At 52.0% G+C, this 23,092-nt stretch carries 18 protein-coding genes; 12 read left to right on the top strand and 6 right to left on the bottom strand.

The window, feature by feature from the left end:
• Nucleotides 1–206: 206 nt before the first annotated feature.
• Complete coding sequence (locus tag ACO0LI_RS01035) at nucleotides 207–1,022, bottom strand: hypothetical protein (protein WP_423030184.1); 816 nt, start codon at nucleotides 1,020–1,022, stop codon at nucleotides 207–209.
• 309 nt (nucleotides 1,023–1,331) lie between these two features.
• Here ACO0LI_RS01035 and ACO0LI_RS01030 point away from each other — a divergent pair, with 309 nt between their 5' ends.
• Nucleotides 1,332–1,856, top strand: a complete 525-nt coding sequence (locus ACO0LI_RS01030; protein ID WP_422949523.1) for a YggT family protein — start codon at nucleotides 1,332–1,334, stop codon at nucleotides 1,854–1,856.
• 158 nt (nucleotides 1,857–2,014) lie between these two features.
• On the opposite strand, the gene ACO0LI_RS01025 is transcribed toward ACO0LI_RS01030, so the two are convergent.
• Nucleotides 2,015–3,025, bottom strand: a complete 1,011-nt coding sequence (locus ACO0LI_RS01025; RefSeq protein WP_422949522.1) for a LacI family DNA-binding transcriptional regulator — start codon at nucleotides 3,023–3,025, stop codon at nucleotides 2,015–2,017.
• 124 nt (nucleotides 3,026–3,149) lie between these two features.
• On the opposite strand from ACO0LI_RS01025, the gene ACO0LI_RS01020 reads away from it, so the two are divergent.
• On the top strand, nucleotides 3,150–4,427 hold the full coding sequence (locus ACO0LI_RS01020; RefSeq protein WP_422949521.1) for an amidohydrolase family protein: 1,278 nt from the start codon (nucleotides 3,150–3,152) through the stop codon (nucleotides 4,425–4,427).
• A gap of 211 nt (nucleotides 4,428–4,638) precedes the next feature.
• Here the strand turns inward: ACO0LI_RS01020 and hemL are convergent, their stop codons facing one another.
• Nucleotides 4,639–5,919: a glutamate-1-semialdehyde 2,1-aminomutase gene (hemL, locus tag ACO0LI_RS01015; RefSeq protein ID WP_423030182.1), complete on the bottom strand. Its 1,281-nt coding sequence runs from the start codon at nucleotides 5,917–5,919 to the stop codon at nucleotides 4,639–4,641.
• A gap of 136 nt (nucleotides 5,920–6,055) precedes the next feature.
• On the bottom strand, nucleotides 6,056–6,895 hold the full coding sequence (gene thiD / locus ACO0LI_RS01010; protein ID WP_423030180.1) for a bifunctional hydroxymethylpyrimidine kinase/phosphomethylpyrimidine kinase: 840 nt from the start codon (nucleotides 6,893–6,895) through the stop codon (nucleotides 6,056–6,058).
• Between the two features lie 168 nt (nucleotides 6,896–7,063).
• On the opposite strand from thiD, the gene ACO0LI_RS01005 reads away from it, so the two are divergent.
• From ACO0LI_RS01005 to ACO0LI_RS00980, 6 genes are all read left to right on the top strand, one after another.
• The gene (locus ACO0LI_RS01005; protein WP_110255217.1) at nucleotides 7,064–7,216 is read left to right on the top strand and encodes a rubredoxin; all 153 of its coding nucleotides are present in this window, start codon (nucleotides 7,064–7,066) and stop codon (nucleotides 7,214–7,216) included.
• A gap of 116 nt (nucleotides 7,217–7,332) precedes the next feature.
• Nucleotides 7,333–7,725, top strand: coding sequence for a response regulator (locus ACO0LI_RS01000; protein ID WP_110255216.1), 393 nt, complete (start codon nucleotides 7,333–7,335; stop codon nucleotides 7,723–7,725).
• A 39-nt stretch (nucleotides 7,726–7,764) separates the two neighbouring features.
• A complete protein-coding gene (locus tag ACO0LI_RS00995) occupies nucleotides 7,765–8,130 on the top strand; it encodes a response regulator transcription factor (protein WP_162039914.1) in 366 nt (121 codons plus the stop codon).
• Between the two features lie 65 nt (nucleotides 8,131–8,195).
• Nucleotides 8,196–8,780, top strand: a complete 585-nt coding sequence (locus tag ACO0LI_RS00990; RefSeq protein ID WP_422949518.1) for a chemotaxis protein CheW — start codon at nucleotides 8,196–8,198, stop codon at nucleotides 8,778–8,780.
• Between the two features lie 58 nt (nucleotides 8,781–8,838).
• Complete coding sequence (locus ACO0LI_RS00985; RefSeq protein WP_423030178.1) at nucleotides 8,839–11,175, top strand: methyl-accepting chemotaxis protein; 2,337 nt, start codon at nucleotides 8,839–8,841, stop codon at nucleotides 11,173–11,175.
• A gap of 261 nt (nucleotides 11,176–11,436) precedes the next feature.
• The gene (locus tag ACO0LI_RS00980) at nucleotides 11,437–18,321 is read left to right on the top strand and encodes an Hpt domain-containing protein (protein WP_423030176.1); all 6,885 of its coding nucleotides are present in this window, start codon (nucleotides 11,437–11,439) and stop codon (nucleotides 18,319–18,321) included.
• Between the two features lie 356 nt (nucleotides 18,322–18,677).
• On the opposite strand, the gene ACO0LI_RS00975 is transcribed toward ACO0LI_RS00980, so the two are convergent.
• On the bottom strand, nucleotides 18,678–18,896 hold the full coding sequence (locus tag ACO0LI_RS00975) for a hypothetical protein (RefSeq protein ID WP_423030174.1): 219 nt from the start codon (nucleotides 18,894–18,896) through the stop codon (nucleotides 18,678–18,680).
• Nucleotides 18,897–18,938: 42 nt separating this feature from the next.
• The gene (locus ACO0LI_RS00970) at nucleotides 18,939–20,447 is read right to left on the bottom strand and encodes a cryptochrome/photolyase family protein (protein ID WP_423030172.1); all 1,509 of its coding nucleotides are present in this window, start codon (nucleotides 20,445–20,447) and stop codon (nucleotides 18,939–18,941) included.
• 147 nt (nucleotides 20,448–20,594) lie between these two features.
• Between ACO0LI_RS00970 and ACO0LI_RS00965 the strand changes: the two genes are divergently transcribed.
• Genes ACO0LI_RS00965 through ACO0LI_RS00950 form a run of 4 tightly spaced genes read left to right on the top strand, consistent with a single transcriptional unit; the run spans nucleotide 20,595 to nucleotide 23,089 of the window.
• Nucleotides 20,595–21,212, top strand: a complete 618-nt coding sequence (locus ACO0LI_RS00965) for a YqgE/AlgH family protein (RefSeq protein ID WP_232063396.1) — start codon at nucleotides 20,595–20,597, stop codon at nucleotides 21,210–21,212.
• On the top strand, nucleotides 21,212–21,607 hold the full coding sequence (gene ruvX, locus ACO0LI_RS00960) for a Holliday junction resolvase RuvX (protein ID WP_110255210.1): 396 nt from the start codon (nucleotides 21,212–21,214) through the stop codon (nucleotides 21,605–21,607). The genes ACO0LI_RS00965 and ruvX overlap by 1 nt, the downstream gene beginning before the upstream one ends.
• Nucleotides 21,604–22,125: a bifunctional pyr operon transcriptional regulator/uracil phosphoribosyltransferase PyrR gene (pyrR, locus tag ACO0LI_RS00955; protein WP_423030169.1), complete on the top strand. Its 522-nt coding sequence runs from the start codon at nucleotides 21,604–21,606 to the stop codon at nucleotides 22,123–22,125. The genes ruvX and pyrR overlap by 4 nt, the downstream gene beginning before the upstream one ends.
• Nucleotides 22,118–23,089 (top strand): aspartate carbamoyltransferase catalytic subunit, encoded by a 972-nt coding sequence (locus ACO0LI_RS00950; protein ID WP_422949513.1) that lies wholly within the window; start codon nucleotides 22,118–22,120, stop codon nucleotides 23,087–23,089. The genes pyrR and ACO0LI_RS00950 overlap by 8 nt, the downstream gene beginning before the upstream one ends.
• Nucleotides 23,090–23,092: the final 3 nt, after the last annotated feature.

The raw sequence follows: 23,092 nt of genomic DNA, 5'->3' as shown, positions 1-23,092 counted from the left end.
AATACCGGCGTCTGCAATTAATGCAGGCGTTTTTGGGTTTGCCGCCAGGCGAGGAGCCGGCATTAAGCAGCATTAAGCAAACCAGGATGGCTGAAGCGCCCCATCAATAGAGGGGATGGAGCAGTTCGGCCGGTGCAGAATTCATTAGCGCAAACAGCGATCATGTTTGTGCCGATGAATAATCCGCTTGAATGGATCGAGCGGATTTAATTTTTATCTGATTTTTTCCATCTCAATCGAAGGAGAAACAAAATGGCAACAGCACCACAACCGTCCCCGGACGAACCAGCAGCAGCAAAGAAGCCTGCTGCAAAAAAAGCCGCAGCTAAAACAGCAAAACCAGCTGCAAAAAAAGTAGCCGCCAAGCCAGCAGCTAAAGCTGCAGCAAAACCGGCAGCCAAGGCCGCAGCTAAACCAGCAGCAGCTAAAAAAGCAGCAGCCAAACCAGCAGCTAAAGCTACTAAAGCAGCAGCTAAGCCAGCAGCTAAAGCGACTAAGGCAGCAGCCAAGCCAGCAGCTAAAGCGACTAAGGCAGCAGCCAAGCCAGCAGCTAAAGCGACTAAGGCAGCAGCCAAGCCAGCAGCTAAAGCGACTAAGGCAGCAGCCAAGCCAGCAGCTAAAGCTACTAAGGCAGCAGCCAAGCCAGCAGCTAAAGCGACTAAGGCAGCAGCCAAGCCAGCAGCTAAAGCTACTAAAGCAGCAGCTAAGCCAGCAGCTAAAGCTACTAAAGCAGCAGCTAAGCCAGCAGCTAAAGCGACTAAGGCAGCGGCTAAACCAGCAGCGAAAAAAGCAGCAGCTAAGCCAGCAGCAAAAGCCACTAAGCCAGCAGCTAAAGCAACTAAGGCAGCGGCTAAACCAGCAGCGAAAAAAGCAGCAGCTAAGCCAGCAGCAAAAGCGACTAAGGCAGCAGCTAAGCCAGCAGCAAAAGCGACTAAGGCAGCAGCTAAGCCAGCAGCTAAAGCGACTAAGGCAGCAGCCAAGCCAGCAGCTAAAGCTACCAAGGCAGCAGCTAAGCCAGCCAAGGCAGCGGCTAAACCAGCAGCAAAAGCTGCTGCCAAGCCAGCCAAAGCAGCTAAGCCAGCAGCAGCTAAACCAGCAGCAGCGAAGCCAGCAGCAAAAAAAGCGGCGGCTAAGCCAGCCGCTAAAAAGGCCGCTCCAGCAAAACCAGCGACACCTGATGCAAAAACAGTTGTAAGTCCAAATGCAGCATGGCCTTTCCCAACTGGTAATCGCCCAGCATAATCTTTGATATGCTTGGTGGCCTGGTTTTATTCAGGCACAATACCCACTGTCTGATTCGTCATGCAGTGGGTTTTTTTTAAGGGTGTGCCGTGTTACTGAATAATTTAATTTATGTCATCAAAGCCGTCACGGGGGTATTTGCCGGCTTTTTGTTACTGCGTTTCTGGATGCAGGCACAACGCATACGGCCGCCAGCATCAATGGCGCAAGCCATTTTTAAATTGACTGACTGGCTGGTACATCCTATCCGCCGTGTTATTCCCGGTTTTGCTGGCTATGACTGGGCGACACTGATAGGTGCCTTGCTGGTTGCCCTGGCGACAGCGGGTTTTATCGTCTGGCTGGTGCTACCTGTATTCATGGTTGAGCAGGTTTTCATCATGGCAGGCATCATGATGGCGCAATGGATCATTTACGAGATCATGGCCTTGCTGCTGCTGGAGGTATTGTTTAGCTGGGTCAACCCAAGCGCGCCTTTCGCGCCTTTTGTACGGGCTTTGAACGAGCCCTTTCTGAAGCCAGTGAGGAAACTCATCCCCGCCATCGGCGGCCTGGATTTTTCCCCGATGATTATTTTGATCTTGTTGCAGGTCTTGATTAACTCTATCTCTTAAGCCTGGAAAAATAAATTCCAAGGATGAAGTTCTAAAAAACAGCTGCCAGTAACCAAGTTCCAAAAACCTGGTTTCTGAACCTTGATTTCAGGCACCTTATTTAGACGCCTGATTTCAGACACTTATTTAGATACTTATTGGGATACTTATTTAGATACTCATTCAGCGCTGGATACGTTGGCAGTTGATTGCCGTATCACCAGTTGCGACTTCAGCATTTCCCGCCTCAACGGCGCCTCAGGATCAACAATGCGGTTGACCAGTATCTGTGCCGTCAGATTACCTATGGCCTGTTTGGGCTGGGCTATCGTCGTCAATGGCGGGGTGCTGAACGAGGCCAGGGCAATATCATCGTAACCGATGACGGACAAGGCTTCCGGTATCTTGATGCCAGCCTCATTGGCTGCCCTGATGCCACCTATCGCCATCAAGTCATTACTCGCAAAAATTGCTGTGGGCCGCTGTGGCAGCGCCAGCAATTGCTGGAAAGCGTTAAAGCCACCTTGGCTGGTAAAGTCTGCATGTAGCAAATATGCGCTATTGAATTCCAGCCCTGCTTCTTGCAAGGCACGGCGGTAACCAGTGACGCGGTCACCACTGGGTAGCAAGATGTCAGGTCCGGCAACGCAGGCAATACGCTTGTGACCAAGTCCTATCAGATAACGGGTTGCTTCATAGCCACCCTGTTCATGGTCAGCTTCGATAAAGTCAGCTACCACGCCCGACACTTCGCGATCTACCAGCACCTTGGGTATGCCTTCGTCGGCCAGCAATTGCGTCAGCTCTTCATCTGAACCGGAGGACACCAGGATCAGACCATCAATGCGTTTTTCCATCAGCACGCGGATATAGGCCGCCTGCTTCTTTGGATCATCGTAGGAGTTGCACAGGATAATGTTATAGCCCAGCTTGAATGAAGCGTCTTCTATCCCCTGTATGATTTCGGCAAAATAGGGATTTGAATTATTCGGTATCATCATACCCAGAGTGTGGGTGCGGTCGTTCTTGAGGCTGCGGGCAACCGCGCTGGGGATATAGCGCAATTCCTGTATCACGGCCAGCACACGTTCACGTGCATCTTCACTGACGACACGGGTATTATTGATGACGTGAGAAACCGTGGTCGTTGAAACCCGGGCTTTCTCTGCGACTTGCTTCATTGTTGCCATAAGATTCCTGCCTTTCTGTGCCAAGATTATGACGCAGGATGAGGCTCGTGGCGCATATTTTCTGTAATAACTATGTACTAATCTATTTGCTAATCGATGTACTAATAATAGAGAGAGATTTCTGATGAACGATCTTGTCATACGCAATGCCAGTTTGCCAGATGGTCGCAAGGGTATCGATATCGCTATCCAGGGTGGCCGCATCATCGCGATTGATGTGGCTTTGCCTGTCAGCGCGGCTGAAGAAATCAACGCCAATGGCAATCTGGTGACACCGCCATTCGTCGATGCGCACTTCCACATGGACGCGGTGCTCAGCTACGGTTTGCCACGGGTTAACCAGTCCGGCACTCTACTCGAAGGTATAGCCTTGTGGGGTGAATTGAAGCCCATGCTGACACAAGAAGCGCTGGTCGAGCGGGCCATGCGTTATTGCGACTGGGCGGTGGGGCGGGGTTTGCTGGCAGTGCGTTCGCATGTTGATATCTGCGATGACCGTTTGCTGGCAGTCGAAGCCTTGCTGGAAGTGAAACGTCGCGTTGCCCCTTATCTGGATTTGCAACTGGTGGCCTTTCCGCAAGACGGTATCTTGCGTAGCGCCACCGCCATGGATAATCTCAAGCGTTCCATCGCCATGGGTGTCGATGTGGTCGGTGGCATCCCACATTTTGAACGCACCATGGCTGACGGTGCAGAGTCGGTACGGCTGCTGTGTGAATTCGCCGCCGACAAAGGCCTGCGGGTTGATATGCACTGCGATGAATCGGATGATCCCTTGTCGCGTCATATAGAAACCCTGGCTTATCACACCCACAGGCTGGGCATGCAGGGCAGGGTGGCCGGTTCTCATCTGACCTCCATGCATTCGATGGACAATTACTATGTCAGTAAATTATTACCATTGATACGCGAAGCCGGCGTGGCTGCCATCGCCAATCCCCTGATTAATATCACCTTGCAAGGTCGCCACGATACTTATCCCAAGCGCCGTGGCATGACCCGCGTGCCCGAGATGCTGGCTGCAGGCATAGAAGTCGCCTTCGGCCACGACTGCGTGATGGACCCCTGGTATAGCCTGGGTTCTGGCGATATGCTCGAAGTCGCGCAAATGGGTCTGCATGTGGCGCAGATGACAGGGCAGGATGCGATGCGTCAGTGCTTCCAGGCAGTGACGGCCGCACCTGCACGCATATTGGGCCTGGAAGGATATGGTCTGGAAGTCGGCTGCAATGCCGATCTGGTAATACTCGATGCCAGCGACCCGGTAGAAGCAATACGCTTGCGCGCCACCCGCACCCATGTGCTGCGCCGCGGCAAAGTTATCAGCCAGACGCCGGTGCCGCATGCGAATTTGAATTTGCCAGGACGGCCAGGACAGATAGATTTTAGGTCAAAAAATTGAAAGGCTGTTGCGCAATCAATATAGGCAAGCACTGATATCACAGATCACATTGAAGCAAAATGCGGGTAGGGTGCGCCGTGCGCACCGTCTTTCTTGTCGGACTTCACGCACAGAAACGTATGCGTAGGCCAAAAAAATGGTGCGCATGGCGCACCCTACCAAGCGAGACTTGCGTTAGCAAGCCTCCTTATAGTTGCAGATGATCCCGGGATCAGAGTTGTGCAAAAGCCTTTTCAGCCGCAGCAATCGTATCGGCAATGACAGCATCATCATGTTGCGCAGAAACGAAGCCAGCCTCAAATGCGGATGGTGCCAGATAGACGCCCTGGTCCAGCATCAGGTGGAAGAAGCGGTTGAATCTTTCCTTGTTGCTGGCCATCATGGCGGCATAAGAACCCGGTACTTCATTGGCAAAATACAGGCCAAACATGCCACCGACGGCATCTGCGCAAAAGGTGACGCCAGCAGCCTTGGCAGCAACACTCAGGCCATCCACCAGCTTGCGGGTTTGCGCTGTCAGGTTTTCATAAAAGCCTGCCTGCTGGATAATTTTCAGGGTAGTCATGCCCGCCGCCACTGCAACCGGGTTGCCTGACAAAGTGCCAGCCTGATAGACGCCGCCCAAAGGTGCCATGTGACCCATCAACTCAGCACGGCCACCAAAGGCAGCGACCGGCAAACCACCACCGATGACCTTGCCCAGGCAAGTCAGGTCAGCCTGCACACCATACAATGCCTGCGCACCATGCAGACCTACACGGAAGCCGCACATCACTTCATCAAAAATCAAAACGCTGCCGTGTGCAGTACACAGCTTGCGCATGGTCTCGATGAATTCTTGCGTGGCGCGTATCAGGTTCATGTTGCCAGCAACTGGTTCAACGATCACGCAGGCGATCTGCTCACCGATGGACTTAAAAACTTCTTCCAGTTGTTCGCAGTTATTATAGTCAAGCACCAGCGTGTGTTTGCTGAAGTCTTCCGGCACACCGGCAGATGTTGGATTGCCAAATGTCAGCAAGCCACTGCCAGCCTTGACCAGCAAAGAATCAGCATGGCCGTGGTAGCAGCCTTCAAATTTGATGATCTTGTCGCGCTTGGTGGCGCCACGTGCCAGGCGCAGGGCACTCATGGTGGCTTCGGTGCCGCTGGACACCAGGCGTACTTGTTCTATGCTGGGCACGAGTTTGCAGATTTCTTCTGCCATCTCGATTTCACCTTCAGTCGGCGCACCAAAGCTCAGGCCGCGGGCGGCAGCTTCCTGTACTGCACTGATGACTTCAGGGTGGGCATGGCCAACGATGGCCGGGCCCCATGAGCCTATGTAATCAATATAACGCTTGTCTTCTGCATCCCAAAAATAAGGGCCGGCTGCGCGCGTGATAAAACGTGGCGTGCCGCCGACAGAGCGAAAGGCACGTACGGGGGAATTCACGCCACCAGGCGTGGTCTTTTGGGCGCGGGCAAACAGGATGTCGTTTTTATCGGTCATGATGGAGCTTCAATAAGTAATGATGCAAAGAGGATGTCTGTAAATAAAGACGTATATAGATGTATATATTAGTGGGTGCAGTATTGGCTGACGAATATTGGTTGATGATTGCTGGCTGAAGATCACCAACTGAAGATCAACTGGCTTCCCTGGCCCAGAAATAACGGTCTGGTATCAACCTGCCCATGCCCAGTCTTTGCGCGTGACTTAACGCGGCATGAGTAAATTCCTGGGCTTCCAGTACGGCCTCGGGTATTTCCAGTCCATTCGCCAACAGGGCGGCAATCGCGGCAGACAAGGTAGAACCTGCGCCTGCATGTGAGCCCGGCAAGCGCTGCCAGGTGTCACGCCTGACAACGCCGGATTCATTATATAAAGTGTTAACCACCTCACCAGTTTCACCCGCTGTGCCCGTGACTAATATATACTCGCAGCCGGATTCGATCAGCGTCATGGTGTCGGCTGCCAGGTCTTCGGTTTCTGCCTCAGTGTCGGCCTCGGCCTCGGTGTTTTCTTTCCAGGTTTCTGCCAGGCGCGATAACTCCACGGCAGAGATCATCAGTAGGCTGGCTTGTGGAATTAATAATTCACGGATTGCCAATACCAGGTCTTCTGCTTCCGGCCCTTGTTCTGTCAGGGCAGCATTGAAGGGGTCGAGTACCAGCGGCAGTTCAGGATAGTCAGAAACGATCTCGGCGATGACAGTGACATTCTCGACGCTGCCTGCCTGACCGACTTTAAAAGCCAGTACGGGCATGTCTTCGAGCACGGTACGTGCCTGTTCATCGACTAAATCTCCATCAAGTGGATGTAAATCATCGATTTGCGACGTATCACCAGTTAAAATGGCGGTGATGATTGGCAGTCCATGACAGCCCATGGCTGCAAACGATGCTAAATCAGCATGGATACCGGTGGCGGCAACAGGATCTGAGGCGCCAAAGCTAAGTATTAGTGGAGAAATTTGGTTTTGCACGTTGGGTAGATTAATATAGCTGACTTCGTGAGGACTTATTTACTCGCGCAAATGCCATTAGTAACACATTGCAAACAGAATATTTGCAGCAGTTTCAATATTTTACTTGATTGAAGGGTTTTAGTCGTGACTGATACGGTAACGGAAAAGGTAGTTTTCAAGGCGTGGATGTGCTTGATTTGCGGTTGGGTATATGATGAAGAGCAAGGCTCCCCTGAAGACGGAATTCCGGCTGGTACCAAATGGGAAGACGTACCCATGAATTGGACCTGTCCCGAGTGCGGCGCACGTAAAGAAGACTTCGAAATGGTGGCAATCTGATCGATTTATCGATTTTGATGTTGCTTAATATGTTTATTCAAGGAAAAAAAGCGCAAATGTGCGATTTTTTGTTACAGTGATATGTAACCTTAATACTGCCGGGAAGAGATGATTTTATGTCAACGTTGACAGGCAACGAGAACTTGAAAATCATGGTGATTGACGATAGCAGCACCATACGCCGTTCGGCCGAGATTTTCCTTGGTCAGGCCGGATACAAAATAGTGTTGGCAGAAGATGGCTTTGATGCACTCGCCAAGATTAACGATTCTCATCCAGACCTGATTTTTTGCGATATCCTCATGCCCAGGCTGGATGGATATCAAACTTGCGCTTTGATTAAAAAAAGCGCGAAATTCCGGGATACACCGGTAATCATGTTGTCTTCTAAGGACGGTTTATTTGACCGTGCCCGTGGCGCAATGGTCGGCTCTGATGAGTATCTGACCAAGCCTTTTACAAAGGACAGTCTGCTGAAAACGGTAAAGAATTACACTTCAGCGACATAGATTTATATAGTTAAGTTAGTTAATGTGAGGTAAAACAAGATGGCCATTCAAAAAATTCTGGTAGTAGACGATTCTCCAACAGAACGCTATTTCCTGACCGATGTATTGGTGAAAAATGGTTTTTCAGTATCAACAGCTGAAAACGGCGAAGAGGCTCTGACAAAAATCAAGGCAGACAAACCACAGCTGATCTTGATGGACGTGGTCATGCCTGGGCAAAATGGTTTCCAGATTACCCGTGCGATCGCCAAGGATCCTGATACGCAAGATGTTCCTGTGATTATTTGCACCAGCAAAAATCAGGAAACTGACCGTATCTGGGGCTTGCGTCAAGGTGCCCGTGATTACCTGGTGAAGCCTATCGACCCGGCAGAATTGCTGGCGAAAATTTCAGCCCTCGGTTAATCCGCATAGACAAGTATTAAAGTATTAATTCTTGCATCAACAATAAGATATCTTCGGATTGCCTCATGAATCAGACTGTGCGTGAAACTGCTGCAGCAAATCTGGACGTTGTCAAACCTGAAAAGGGCGTGCGACGTACCCGTTTGCGTGAATTTCAGGCGCAGCTGGTTGAACGCATGCAAGCTGCCCAGCGTGGCGGCTATACGAAACTCAGCCAGCTGGGCATTATGATAGGACAGCGACGTTATCTCCTGGATTTGCGAGAATCCGGAGAGATCGTCACTGCTGGCACTCTGACGCGGGTGCCTTTGACACGCGACTGGTATATAGGGCTATCCAATATCCGTGGTAATTTGACTGGCGTCGTCGATTTGCCGCGTTTCCAGGGCATGGATAACACCAAGCTTGATACCCAGTGCCGGATCGTTGCTTTTGCTCCCGGCATGGCATTCAACAGCGGTTTGCTGGTATCCCAGGTTCTGGGTTTGCGTACGGTTTCAGAAATGGAAGAAATCCCTTTTGAAGACAATCAGTTTGAAAGCAAGGCCTGGTTGAGGAAAAAGTACAGGGATAAGGATGGCAACATCTGGTTTGAGCTTAGTCTGGCCACATTGGTACAAGACCAGGATTTTTTGCAAATAGGTATTTAAGTCGGTATGTGCACTGTAGCAATACCGACAGCTTTTCAATCGTTTAGGAGACTTAGTAATGGCATTTAATCTACCGTTCTTGTCCAAAGATAAAGAAAATCCGGAAATTGACGGAGCAGAAGTTGCGGCAAGGTCGTTCGGGAATGCTGATTCGATTGAAGTTGAAGAAGCAAGCAACGTCAAAATGCTGACTCCAGAGCAGGAGGCAGCTGCTGCCACGCCTGCGGTGGCAGAAACTGCTACTAAAGTAGAGTCGTATGGCGACGCCACCTTTATCGGTGACCCTCTGGAAAAAGGCAGCGGCATGCGCCTGCCTATCATCGGCGGCATGTCAGTTCGTCGTCAGACCAACTTCTTGCTCTACACCATGGGATTCTTCCTGTTGGTGGGTGGTATCTCGGTATATCTGAACTCTGAGCAATCAACGCTGCTGTCCACACAGGCACAGATCGCCGGTGAGGCGCTGATGCACTCGCAGCGTATTGGTAAAGCGGCACCGAATGCGATTCAGGGTAACGTTGAGGCGTTTAAGCAGCTCAAGGACAGCCGTGGCGAATTGAATGCCGATCTGAGCGTTCTGCTGAGTGGTGGTCCATACCAGGGCCGTTCAGTCAAACGCGCTGACTCTTCGCTGGAACCTGTTGTCAAAGAAGCGCAAAAAGCCTGGAATAACTCCAACAAGGCTGCGGAAACGATCTTGAACCGTCAAAAAGAATTGACGGGTTTCGGTCAGACTCTGCAAAAAATGAATGCCCTGTCCCCAATCCTGCTGGAGTTGACGGAACAAATCTCTACCCTGAAAGTACAGGGCGGTGGTTCAGCGCGTGAAATTAATGCTGCCGGTCAGCTGGTCATGTTGACCCAGCGTCTGGGTCGTAGTGCGAATGAATTCCTGACTTCCGAAGGTGTTAATCCTGAAACGGCGTTCTTGCTGGGTAAGGATACCAATACTTTCCGTGATCTGGTCGATGGCTTCCTGAAGGGCAGCGATGTATTGCGCCTGACAGCGACCAAGGATGCAGATACACGCGACAAACTCACAGAACTGCAAAAAACCTTCTCTGAATACCAGGTATGGGTTTCCAGCATTCTGGGCAATCTGCAAAACTTTATCGCTGCAAAACAATCTGAACAGCTGGTGTTTAACGAGAACGAAGATCTCAAAAACAAACTGTCCAAATTGCAGAAAACTTACACGGCTGAGCAGGATGGTACCAGTATCTACTTCTATGCCATGCTGGGTTCCGCCTTCTTCGCGTTGCTGGCTGCGGTAGGCGTGGGTTTCGTTCAGTTGCAGGAAAGCCGTAACCGCGCTAAAGAAGCGAATGATCGTCGTCTTGAAGCTGCGGCACAAATGATGCAAGCGCAGAAACAGGAAGAAGAAGCGAAAGCCGCGAACGATCAGAATCAGGCTGCGATTTTGCGACTGATGAATGAATTGCAAGAGGTTGCGGATGGTGACTTGACTGTGCAAGCGACGGTTTCTGAAGATATCACGGGCGCGATTGCCGACTCGGTTAACTACACGGTGGAAGAGTTGCGCGGTCTGGTAGGTCGTGTTACGGCAACTGCAGAACAGGTTACTTCAGCATCAACACAAGCGCAGAATATTTCCAGCGATTTGTTGACAGCGTCTGAACAACAGTCACGCGAAATTTCTGATGCCGGTCAGGTGGTTCTGACGATGGCGGCTGAGATTACTGACGTTTCCCGCTCGGCGAATGAATCAGCACTGGTTGCGCGTCAGTCGGTTGCTGCGGCGGAGCAAGGTGCCCATGCGGTGGAAAACGCCATCAAGGGTATGAACGAGATTCGCGAACAAATCCAGGAAACTTCCAAACGTATTAAACGGCTGGGTGAATCTTCACAAGAGATTGGTGAGATCACTGAACTGATTTCCGACATTACCGAACAAACCAACGTACTGGCGCTGAATGCGGCGATTCAGGCGGCGTCAGCCGGTGAAGCGGGTCGAGGCTTCTCAGTGGTTGCGGAAGAGGTTCAGCGTCTGGCGGAACGTTCAGCTGAAGCGACCAAGCAGATTGGTGCGCTGGTTCGTACGATTCAAACGGATACCCATGACGCGGTTGCCGCGATGGAAAAATCCACTCAGGGTGTGGTTGAGGGAGCAAAACTGTCAGATGCGGCCGGTACGGCGCTGTCTGAAATTCGTAGCGTTTCGAACCGTCTCGCGGAACTGATTCAAGGTATCTCGCTGGCGACGGAACAACAAGCTACCTCAGCTAACGGCGTTGCACAAAATATTCAACACATTTTGACCATCACCGAGCAAACGCAGCATGGTACGCAGCAAACTGCGGTTTCCATTAAAGAATTGTCCATGCTTGCGGAAGAACTCAAGAACTCTGTGTCACGGTTCCGGGTTGCTGCCTGATTTTCACGCCCCGGTTGTGAGAGTGGACCTTAAAAGTGAAAAACGAAGTGTCTGCCAAGTGCGCGCCGACCAGGGTGGCGTTGCACATACTCGCGGTAGCCAGGCTATTGCTGAGTATGCTTGGAAGTCTGGCCTGACCCTGGTTCGCCGGGCACATGTCCTTCACTCGAGTTTTCACTGTTACAGTCCACTAGCTGCAACCCTATCATATTTGCACGGCAATGGACTGCGGTCCATTGCCCTTGAGTTTGCGGAGTACGCATGACATCCGATTTTTCAAAATCGCCAGATCTTCCACAGGAGCAGTTCGACATCGGGCCGCTATCCTGGGTGATGGGAGAAGTGCGGGAAGCAATCACGAATGCTGGCAAGATGCTGACGGAAGCACTTGGCCAGGACACTGAAACCCGCCCTACCTCCTTATTGCATGCAAAAAGCTATCTGCACCAGGCCCATGGTGCCTTGCAGATCGTTGATATCGATGGTGTATCCATCGTTACAGAAACCATAGAAGAATTACTCGAACGCCTGCAAGGCGGCCAGCTTGAGATGACTCAGGCAAATGTGGAAGTCATCGTCGATGCCTTCCATGCGGTCTTGCGCTATCTGGAAGATTTGTTGTCTGGTTCACTGCACCAGCCAGTCCGCCTGTTCCCGTACTACCGCGCCCTGCTCGAACTCAAGGGTGCCGAGAGAATACATCCGGCTGACTTGTTTTTCCCATCCCTGTCCGCCAAAGAACAGATACCTGAACTGGCTGTCAGCAGCAAGGCTGTGGCGATCAGTTATACCGGCTTGCGCCAGCGTTTTGAAAAGCTCTTGCTGACCGTATTGACCAGCAAAGACAAGGAACAACAACGCGCTGCCACGCAATCCATGCACGACATGATTGCGGAAATCGAAAATGGCCAGACCAACTCGCAAGCCAAGGCTTTCTGGGTCGTCATGCGTGCTTTTGTTGAAGCCGTAGGTCATGGTGCTATCGATAACCAGCAATATGTCAAACAGATATTTGGCCGCATCAATCTGCAAATCCGTCGCCTGGTAGAAGGTGTCAGCACCATCCCTGAGCGCCTGTTGCGCGATGCCCTGTTTTTCCTGGCCCAGGTTGAAAACCCTTCTCCTTTTGTCACCCGGGTACGCAAGGCTTACCAGCTTGATGACAAAGTGCCAGTCGATTACGACAAAAAGAATTATGGCCAGATCACAGCAGGTGCACTGACAGCGGCAAAAGAACAATTGTCAGCAGTCAAAAACCTGTGGGGCAGGATAGCCAATGGCGAAACTGGCCTGGCAGAAAAATTCTCCCAAAAAATGACTGACCTGGCCGATACCGGCGCAGGTCTGAATGCGCCAGCACTGGCAAAACTCTTGCGTGAACTGAACGGCATTGCCCGAAGTGTCGCGCATTCGCCAGATGGCAGCAAGCTTGGCATAGAGTTGGCTACCAGCCTGCTGTTTGTTGAACATGCACTGGATCACGTCACACGCCTGCCAGCCAATTTTGCTGAACGCGCTGAAGAAATCACGACCCGTTTGCTGTCCGTAGTTTCTGGTGAAACCCCACAAACCCAGGCCAGCTGGATGGGTGAGATTTCCCGCGAAGCGCAACAACGTCAGACCATGGGTGTGCTGGTTGCTGAAATGCAGTCCAGCCTGCGTCATATAGAAAAAGTGCTGGATGAGTATTTCCGCAATCCTGCTGACAAAGAAACGCTGAAACCTATCGACGGCAATCTGCACCAGATCGGTGGCGCTCTGGCCATGCTCGATCAGGACGACGCTATGGCCGCAGTTGAGCATACACGTCAGATGATCAGCAGCTTTAAAGAAGAAGATGCGATTGATCCGGTTGCGCAAGCTGCCTCTCATGAAAATGTGGCGCAAAACATAGGTGCATTGTCTTTCTTCATCGAGACCTTGCATTCTCAGCCTGATACCGCGAAAAAGAAATTCAGTTTCGACAAAGAAGCCGGCCTGTTCCGTTCCAATTTGCTGGAAGCCCAGGCAAGCAAGGAATTGTTACCTAGCGCAGACATTCATTTGCCTGGCGATGAAGCTCATGGCCAGGAACCTAAAGTCGCCATCTTGCAAACAGCCGAGCAGGAACTGGCTCAGCAGCAACAAGAATCTGCCCGTCTGGCAGCATCTCTGGCAGCTGCGCCAGAAGACGCAGGCCTGCAGGCGCAACTGAAAAGTTCTCTCGAATCCGAGCGTTCAGTTGCTATCTTGCTGGATGATACTGCGGCTTCAGAACGTGCGAAGTCTGCCATTGCCCTGCTGGCCGCAACCGATGCGACAAGTGGCTCTGGTGCCTTGCAGGAAATAGTGACGACACCGCCAGTTGAAACCACCGTCGCTGCCGCACCCGCTCAGGATATTCCTGAAGGTGATGATGCGATTGATGCTGAATTGCTGGAAATCTTCCTCATGGAAGCCGATGAGGTGCTGGAGTATGTCCAGACTACCTTGCCGCTGTCGAGAAAAGATACCAACAACCAGGAATACCTGACCAGCTTGCGCCGTTCCTTCCATACCCTCAAAGGCAGTGGCCGCATGGTTGGCTTGATGGTGTTTGGCGAAGCAGCGTGGAGCATAGAACAGGTTATGAACCTGTGGCTGTCTGACTCACGTAGTGGCGATGACAACCTGTATGCTCTGCTGGACCGCACTGCGCGTGAAATGGTTGAGTGGGTAAGCGAGCTGAAACAAAACGGTGTCTCTGCACGCACTGGCAAAGCTATCATCGCTGCAGCTGAACGTGTCAAGGCAGGCGAGGATTATCAGGATATTCCTGAAGTGGCCGCCGCACCGGCTGTTGAGCCAGAACCAGTCGTTGCTACTCCAGTTGTTGAAGAAATTCAGGCTGCTGCCCTGCCTGAAGTTACCGAAATTGCCGAGATCGCAGAAACCGAAATCGTGGCAGCACCTGCCGTGGAAGAAGTGACCGCTGCGCCAGCAACCCAGCCTTCAACTTTTGAGCTTGATGCATTTGAATTCACACCGGTAGAACTGGTCGATGCTGAACCGACTACGGCAGAAGTGCCATCGGTGCCTTCAGTACCAGAGCTAGTGCCAGAGATCAATGTAGCAACTGAACATGTTGAGCATCCAACTGTGGTCGAGATTAATGCGGTAGAGATCCCAGCATTCACCAGCTTGCCAGAACTGACGCTCGATACTCCTGTGCAAGCTCAGGAAGCCAGTTTGTCAGAAGATATACTGTCTCTCGACCGTGCGCTGGAAGTGGCAGTTGCGGCAGAAGATATGCCGGTTCCAGATGTTGAAGAACTAGTTGCTGAATTGCCGCTGGAAGCTGTACCGGAAGAAATTCTGGTAGCCGAGGTAGCAGAGCCGGCTGCGGAACATGTAGTTGAGCACATAACAGCGGCAGAAGACACTCCTCCTCTCGAATTGTTGTCTGAAACTGTGGCAGATGTGCCTTCACTGGAATTGTCAGAAGTCATAGCAATAGCAGCGAGCGACTTGCCAGTTGCAACTACGTCTGTGCCAGAACCAGAAGTTCTGGAGCTGGCAGATTCTGTCACTGCATCTGCTGAGAGCCTCTTGCCTGAACTAAGCATTGCCAGCGATGAGCCTGAAGCAGAAGCTATCAAAGAACCTGAAGTTGCTCCTGTCGCCCAGGTCGCTGAAATTGCTACGGCAAAAATCATCGACTTCCCTGATCTGTCTGTGCCCGCGCCTAGTGTGGACGACAATATCAAGCGCATTGGCGATATAGAAATCAGCCTGCCTTTGTATTCCATCTACATGGCAGAGACAGATGAAATCGTCCGTTTCCTGGTGCAAGACTTTGCTGAGTGGAGACATGAACCGCATCGTCATGTTTCTACACATGCGATCCATGCCAGCCATTCTCTGGCAGGTAGCTCCGCAACCGTCGGCCTCAAACCTTTGCAAGAACTGGCACATAGCCTGGAATTTGTCTTGCAAAGACTGGAACGTCATCCTGTCGTATTGCTGGAATCAGAATACGATGTGCTGGACCGTTCGCTGGACTCTGCCAAACGCATGCTGCAAAAGTTTGCCTTGTCAGAAATGGCGGCATCCGCACCAGAAGAAATCCGTCAGCTTGAGCATTTGTTGCAAGTCGTCATCGAGCGTTCCAACGCCGGTGCAGATGAAGAATTCATCACTTCTACCAACGAAAAACTCGATCCGATATCCCTGTCAGAAGAGTTGCCATTGGTCGATCTGGCTGCTACAGAGTTGTTGACGGCAGAGGTGCCTGATACGCTTGATGCGCCTGAAGAAATTACCGCAGACATACCGGTCGTTACCGAAACACTGGCTGAGCCTGAGTTCAATCTGGATCAAGCAGAAGTACTGGAAGCCTTGCCTGTTCTTGATGAAGAATTGCCAGAGGAATTGACTGCAGAAGAGCTGGCTGTTGAAACTCCGCTGGAAGCAGAAATTGTCATCGCCGCGGCCTTGCCAGAGCCAGAAGCACCGGCAGAAACTATTACTGACCGCATCGGCTCCATCATGCTTGACGCCATGGATGATATCCATCCGGTGGAAACGCATGCGGAGCTTGCTCCTGTCGTTGAACCTGCACCTGTAGCAGTGCCTGAGCCTGTTGCCGAGCCAGAAGTAGTCGAAGCAGTAGCCATCCCGGCAGTGTCAGTAGCACCGTCAAGCTTTACGCCGACTGTTCAGGCTGCGCCTGAATATGTTGCTCCAGCCAGTGACGGCACTGTACAGATCCGTGATGATCTGGATATGGATTTGTTGCCAGTCTTCATAGAAGAAGGTAATGACTTGCTGCCTATGGTTGGTCAGTTGCTGCGTACCTGGCAAGAAAAACCGGATGACATGGCAGCACCACAAGCCATTGCCCGTATCATGCATACCATCAAAGGCAGTGCACGTATGGCCGGTGCCATGGGCCTGGGTCAGCACATCCATGACATGGAATCACGCATTGAAACACTGATGCATGGCGGTAGTGCAGTGCGTGTCTCCCTGCTGGATGATTTGCTGGCACGTCACGACCACAGCATGCATATGTTCGACCGTCTGTTGCATCCAGAAGCACATGCAACACCAGTACAAGCTGATGCACCTCTGACTGCTGCTCAGGAACTGGATCAGTTCCAGGAGCAAATGGCCGCGACCAATACCGATGCGCCGGTTGTCATCAATGAACTGGTCAACCTGACGCCTGTCGTGCCGCTCATGACCCGCGCCATACCGGCCAGGGCAGCAGCCGCACCAGTAGCGGTAGCCGCCAATACGCCAGCGACGCTGGTACGTGTACGTGCAGATATTCTTGACCGCCTGGTCAACCAGGCTGGTGAAGTTTCCATCTCGCGTTCACGTCTGGAAAATGAAGTCAGCACCTTGCGCTCGTCCCTCAGCGAGTTGACAGAGAACGTCAACCGTCTGCGCGACCAGTTGCGTGAAGTTGAAATCCAGGCAGAAACCCAGATCACTTCACGTATGGCACTCTCGGGAGATCGTGAATTTGATCCGCTCGAGTTTGACCGCTTCACCCGCCTGCAAGAACTGACACGCATGATGGCCGAAAGCGTCAGCGACGTGGCCACCGTACAAACCAACTTGACGCGTACTATCGACGGCGCAACCAATGACTTGCTGGTACAAGCGCGTTTGACACGTGACTTGCAACAGGATTTGATGCGCGTGCGTATGATTCCTTTCGCCAGTATTTCCGAGCGTCTGTATCGCGTGACACGCCAGACTTCCAAAGAAGTCGATAAACGCGTGAATCTGGATATCCGCGGTGCAACGGTAGAGATGGATAGGGGCGTTCTGGAAAAAATGGCCGGTCCTTTCGAACATTTGCTGCGTAATGCGATTGTCCACGGCATAGAAAGCCGTGAACAAAGACGTAACCATGGCAAAGAAGAAACCGGTGAATTGCTGATCGAAATCCGTCAGGAAGGTAATGAGGTTGTGATCCGCTTCAGCGATGACGGCCAGGGCCTGAACCTGACCCGCATCCGCGAAAAAGCGCTGTCCGTTGGGCTGATCTCCAATGAAGATAATCCTGGTGAGCTCGAAACAGCCAACATGATTTTCGAACCCGGCTTCTCGACAGCGACAGAAATTACTGAACTTGCCGGTCGTGGCGTCGGTATGGACGTGGTCCGCTCCGAAGCTGCATCCCTGGGTGGCCGTGTTGAAGTAACAACCAATGAAGGCAAGGGCGCTGAATTCACGATTCGCCTGCCTTTGACACTGGCTGTGACGCAGGTGGTATTGCTGAGTTCTGGTGGCCGTACCTTCGCCGTGCCTTCTGTTCTGGTCGAGCAAGTACAGCAACTGAAATCGAATGCCCTGGCCAATGCCTACAACGAAGGGGCAGTGATGTGGCAAGGTCAGCGCGTGACTTTGTATTACCTGTCCTCCATGCTGGGCCAGGACGATGCCACACCGATGACACAACAATACAGCCCGCTGCTGATCATGAAGAGCGGTGGCGAACGTGTTGCGATTCACGTCGATGACGTTCTGGGTAACCGCGAGGTGGTTGTTAAAAACATCGGCCCGCAACTGGCACGTATGACAGGTATCGCCGGCGCGACTGTACTCGGTTCTGGTGAAATCGTTCTGATCCTGAACCCTGTACCGCTGGCACAACGCATGGAACATGAACATGCACGTCTGCAGCAACTGGGTACAGAAGCCACACCTGAAATGGGTGCGGTTGCCAACCTGCATACAGCAACGGAAGTGGCTGAAACCAAAGCCCAGCCAGTACAGGGCTTGCGTACCCAGCATACCGTCATGGTCGTTGATGATTCCTTGACCGTACGCCGCGTGACCCAGCGTTTGCTGACACGTGAGGGTTATCAGGTCATCCTGGCAAAAGACGGTATTGATGCGCTGGAGCAGTTGCAGTCAGTGACACCAGACGTCATGCTGGTTGATATCGAAATGCCACGCATGGACGGTTTCGATCTGACCCGTAACGTCCGCAGTGATTCACGTACCAGCCATATTCCTATCATCATGATTACTTCGCGTACTGCGGATAAGCATCGTAACTATGCGAAAGAACTCGGTGTTAATGAGTACTTTGGTAAGCCGTATCGTGAGGATGATTTGTTGGGGGCGATTATGGGCTTCCTGGGTAAAGATGCGGCGGTCATAGTGTAAGCAGGCTGTAGATTTTAGATAGTCAAAAAAGCAGAGAGTGATCTCTGCTTTTTTTGTTTTTGTGCGCATATTTTTGCTACTTGTATTTCTGTATTTGACTTGTTATTCGCTGTTGGTAAGTTACCTTTGAACGGGCTCAAGACATGCCATGCAGGATGAATTGCCGTAAACTAAGCGCCATCGTTCCAGCGTGTTTTTAGCTGGAATCCATCGGGCTGGCGCTCCAGTGGCGTTCGTGGCATGCCATATTACTCGTTAGATGACTCACTTTGATTAACACGACTACTCTCTGTGGATACAAGCCGGGTGTCGGCCCGGCAGCCGAAATACTTTCTTTGCGTCGCCAAAGTAAGTATTCAAAGAAAGGCGACCCAGGCGTAGCCGCCCCTGCGGGGTTCCCGTTTGTGCAGTACAAAAAATGGGAAGGCCCGAAACTCGCTACGCTCAGACAGCGGTCCTTCTTTTTCCATTTTCTGTACAGCACAAACGGCGGCTACACATGGGAACGTCAAAATCAACAGCAATTTCAAAACCAACGGCAACGTCAAAACCAACGGCAAATTCAAAACCAGCATGCGCACATTGCTATGGTATTAGTTCGCTTAAGCTTCAGTCCTTCACTCCTCCTCACCATGCGCAGCCACCTTCTTCACCACCGCATACCGCGTCAAAGTCTGCTTTCGCGCCACGTCATGTTCGACCAGCGGAAATGGATAATCCCTGCCTACCCTGACTCCAGCCTGCTCCAGCAATAATGGCGCAGCCTTCCACGGTGCATGGATGCTGCGTTTGTCCAGTTTCGCCAGTTGCGGCAGGTAGCGTTTGATGAACTTGCCGTCGGCGTCGAATTTTTCTGACTGCGTGATGGGGTTGAAGATGCGGAAGTAGGGCTGGGCGTCGCAGCCGGAGGAGGATGCCCATTGCCAGCCGCCGTTGTTGGCGGATAGGTCGAAGTCGTTCAGGTGTTCGGCGAAATAGGCTTCGCCGCGGCGCCAGTCTATGCCCAGGTCTTTGATGAGGAAGCAGGCGGTAACCATGCGCAGGCGGTTGTGCATGTAGCCGGTCTGGTTTAGTTGCAGCATGGCGGCATCTACCAGGGGGTAGCCGGTGCGGCCTTCGCACCAGGCAGCGAAGTGGGCGTCCGCTTGCGGGCCGGTTTCCCACTGTATGGCATCGTAATCTGGTTTAAAGGAACGGCTTGCCACATGCGGGTGGTGATGCAGGATCATGAAATAAAAGTCGCGCCAGACCAGTTCAGACAACCAGATTTCTGCCCCGCGATTGGCAGAGATACGCATTTGTCGGACGGCTTCCTGTACCAGTTGACGTATCGATATCGTGCCAAAGCGCAAATGGACTGACAGATACGATGGCCCCTTGATCGCCGGAAAATCACGCGACTGGTCGTACAGCTTCATGCGGCTGACAAAGTCTTCCAGCAAAGCCTGTGCACCCGACATGCCTGCGGCAACAGGCATGCGGCGTTCAGCGGCCTGCGCAAAGCCCATTTCTGACAGCGTAGGTATAGTTTGCGCTGAGATGCTGCTTAGCTTGTGCGCATATTTTTCTATAGGGTAAGAACGCGAATAAAAGTCGCTGCCTTCTGCATGGAATTTTTTCAGCCAGGCATTTTTGTAGGGCGTGAAGACAGAGAAGGGCGCATTCGCCAGCGACAAGACTTCAGCCTTTTCAAAAATAACCTGGTCTTTAAAACTCAGAAATGCACAATTTCGTTTTGATAATTCTTGCCTGACGGACTCATCACGGGTCGCAGCCTGTGGTTCGTAATCATGATTGGTAAATACGGCATCAACGCCAAGCTCGGCCACCAGTTGCGGTATGGCTGTTTCTGCATAGTCATAACGCACCAGCAAGCCACCGCCCATCTGCTGTAATTCTTGATCCAGTTCAAGAATACTTTCATGAATAAAGGCCAGCCGCCTGTCATTTTCTGGCAAATTGTCTAATATTGTTTTATCGAAGATAAAAGCGCAGTAGACCTCATCACTTTGCCGCAGGGCATGGTACAGGGCGGCGTGGTCAAAATTACGCAGGTCGCGGCGGAACCAGACCAGCGAACGAGGGTAATGGGCTGTATGGGCTTTCTCGGCTTTATTTTCTTGCATGATCTGTCGGATAGTGTGGTCAAAACGCAGTGTGGCACCTTAGCACACATCGAAAATACACGCTAAAAATGCTAAAATGTGACCATGGCGAAGCAAACAAAATCACTACATACCAATCTGCACGACGATGCAACACAGTCGGCCCCCATGACTTCCAGACATAAATTTCAGGTGAAAAGCGAAGACGATAACAATTTGGAATTGAATTTAACCAATCATTTCCTGATTGCAATGCCATCCATGATGGATCCCGTCTTTGGCGGCACGGTGATTTATTTGTGCGAGCACAGCCCTCGCGGTGCCATGGGCATGGTCATCAACCGGCCGATAGAGTTGACCGTGGCTGGCTTGTTTGACCGCATAGACCTGAAGCTGGAAATCATTCCTGACTCTCATCCCATAGGCAAACGCCCTGTCATATTTGGCGGGCCGGTGCAGGATGACCGGGGGTTTGTCCTGCATACCCCTGTTGGCGCTTATTCATCTTCGCTCAAGGTCACAGACGAGATCGCCTTCACCACCTCACGCGATGTGCTGGAAGCCGTGGCAGCCGGTGACGGGCCTGAACAAGTCCTGATCAGTGTTGGCTATGCAGGCTGGGGTGCTGGCCAGCTGGAACAGGAGATACTGGCCAATGGCTGGCTGACAGTCGCTGCTGACGCACGCATCCTGTTCGATTTGCCGCTGGAAGAACGGTTTGCCGCCGCCATCAAATTGCTGGGTATAGACCCACTGATGCTGGCAGCCGAAGCGGGGCATGCCTGATGGCTGCAAGCGAAGGTACGGTACTCGCCTTTGATTTTGGTTTAAAGCGCATAGGCGTTGCCGTTGGCAATACGTTTTTACGCCAGGCTGAAGCACTCAGCATCATCCACGCTCCTACCAATGACGGCAAATTTGCCGACATCACCAAGCTCATAGAAAAATGGCAGCCCGTGCTGTGCGTGGTGGGTTTGCCCATGCACCCCGATGGTGCCGACAATGAAATGACACAGCGCTGCAAGCGCTTTGCCAATCAGCTCAATGGCCGCTTCAACCTGCCTGCCGTGCTGGTCGATGAACGCTATTCTTCTGCCGTACTCTCAAGCTCGCGTGGCGAGTTCATCGATGACGATGCGGCTGCCCTCATTCTGCAACAATATTTTGATGAAACGCCATGACTACCACGACCACTAATGCTGCCCAGCTTGATGCAGAAGCCCTGTATCAGCTGCTACTGGAGCAAATCAGGCCACATGCGCTGGCACAAGACAAACTGGGCATCGTTGGTATTTATTCAGGCGGCGCGTGGATAGCCGAGCGCCTGGTGCAAGACCTGGGCTTGCCGAATAAAGCAGGCCGCATTGATGTGTCTTTTTACCGCGACGACTATGCCGCCAAGGGCCTGCATGCTGAAGTCAAACCTACGCAAATTCCTTTCGATGTCGATGGTGCACAAATCATCCTGGTAGATGACGTGTTGTACACAGGCCGCACCACCCGCGCCGCCATCAATGAATTATTTGATTATGGCCGTCCGGCCCGCATCATGCTGTCTACCCTGGTAGACCGTGGTGGCCGCGAATTGCCGGTGGCAGCTGATTTTGTTGCCCATACCGCCTCATTTGAACCCGCCGTCTCTGTCAATCTGCAACGTGCAGATGACGGCACTTTCAGCATCTCTGTCGATCATGCATAATCCCCAGCTCAATAAACACGGCGAACTCCAGCATTTGCTGACGATAGACGGCTTGCCGAAAGCCATCGTCAACCATATTCTCGATACCGCATCTTCTTTCGTCAGCGTCAGCGACAGAGAAGTCAAAAAAGTGCCGCTGATGCGTGGTAAAAGCGTCTTCAATCTGTTCTTTGAAAACTCTACCCGCACACGTACGACGTTTGAAATTGCCTCCAAGCGTTTGTCGGCAGATGTCATCAATCTCAATATCGCTGCGTCCAGTACCAGCAAGGGTGAATCCCTGCTCGACACCATCGATAATCTGGCCGCCATGCATGCTGACATGTTCGTCGTGCGTCATGCAACCTCAGGCGCACCTTTCCTGATCGCCAAGCATTTGAACGACACCAAACAGCACCATGTGCATGTGGTAAATGCCGGTGATGGCCGCCATGCTCACCCAACCCAGGGTTTGCTGGACATGTACACCATACGCCACTACAAAAAAGACTTCACCAATCTGACAGTAGCGATTGTCGGTGACGTCTTGCACAGCCGCGTCGCCCGTTCCGATATCCATGCATTGACCATGCTGGGCGTACCCGAAGTGCGTGTTATAGGCCCACGTACTTTGTTGCCCGGTGGCCTGGAGCAAATGGGTGTAAGGGTATTCAACAACATGGATGAAGGCCTCAAAGGTGTTGATGTCATCATCATGCTGCGCTTGCAAAATGAACGCATGAGCGGTGCCTTGCTGCCTTCTGCACAAGAATATTTCAAGAGCTATGGCCTGACACCAGAACGCCTGGCGCTGGCAAAACCAGATGCCATCGTCATGCACCCCGGCCCCATGAACCGTGGTGTGGAAATTGATTCTGCCGTGGCCGATGGCCCGCAGGCAGTAATACTGCCGCAAGTGACTTTTGGTATTGCCGTGCGCATGGCTGTCATGAGCATCGTCGCAGGCAATAGCGGCGGGGTATGAGGA

The organism is Undibacterium sp. Tian12W, assembly GCF_049339405.1.
GTDB lineage: Bacteria > Pseudomonadota > Gammaproteobacteria > Burkholderiales > Burkholderiaceae_D > Undibacterium.
Note: the sequence above shows the minus strand (reverse complement) of the source record. Positions and strands in the feature narration are given on the sequence as shown.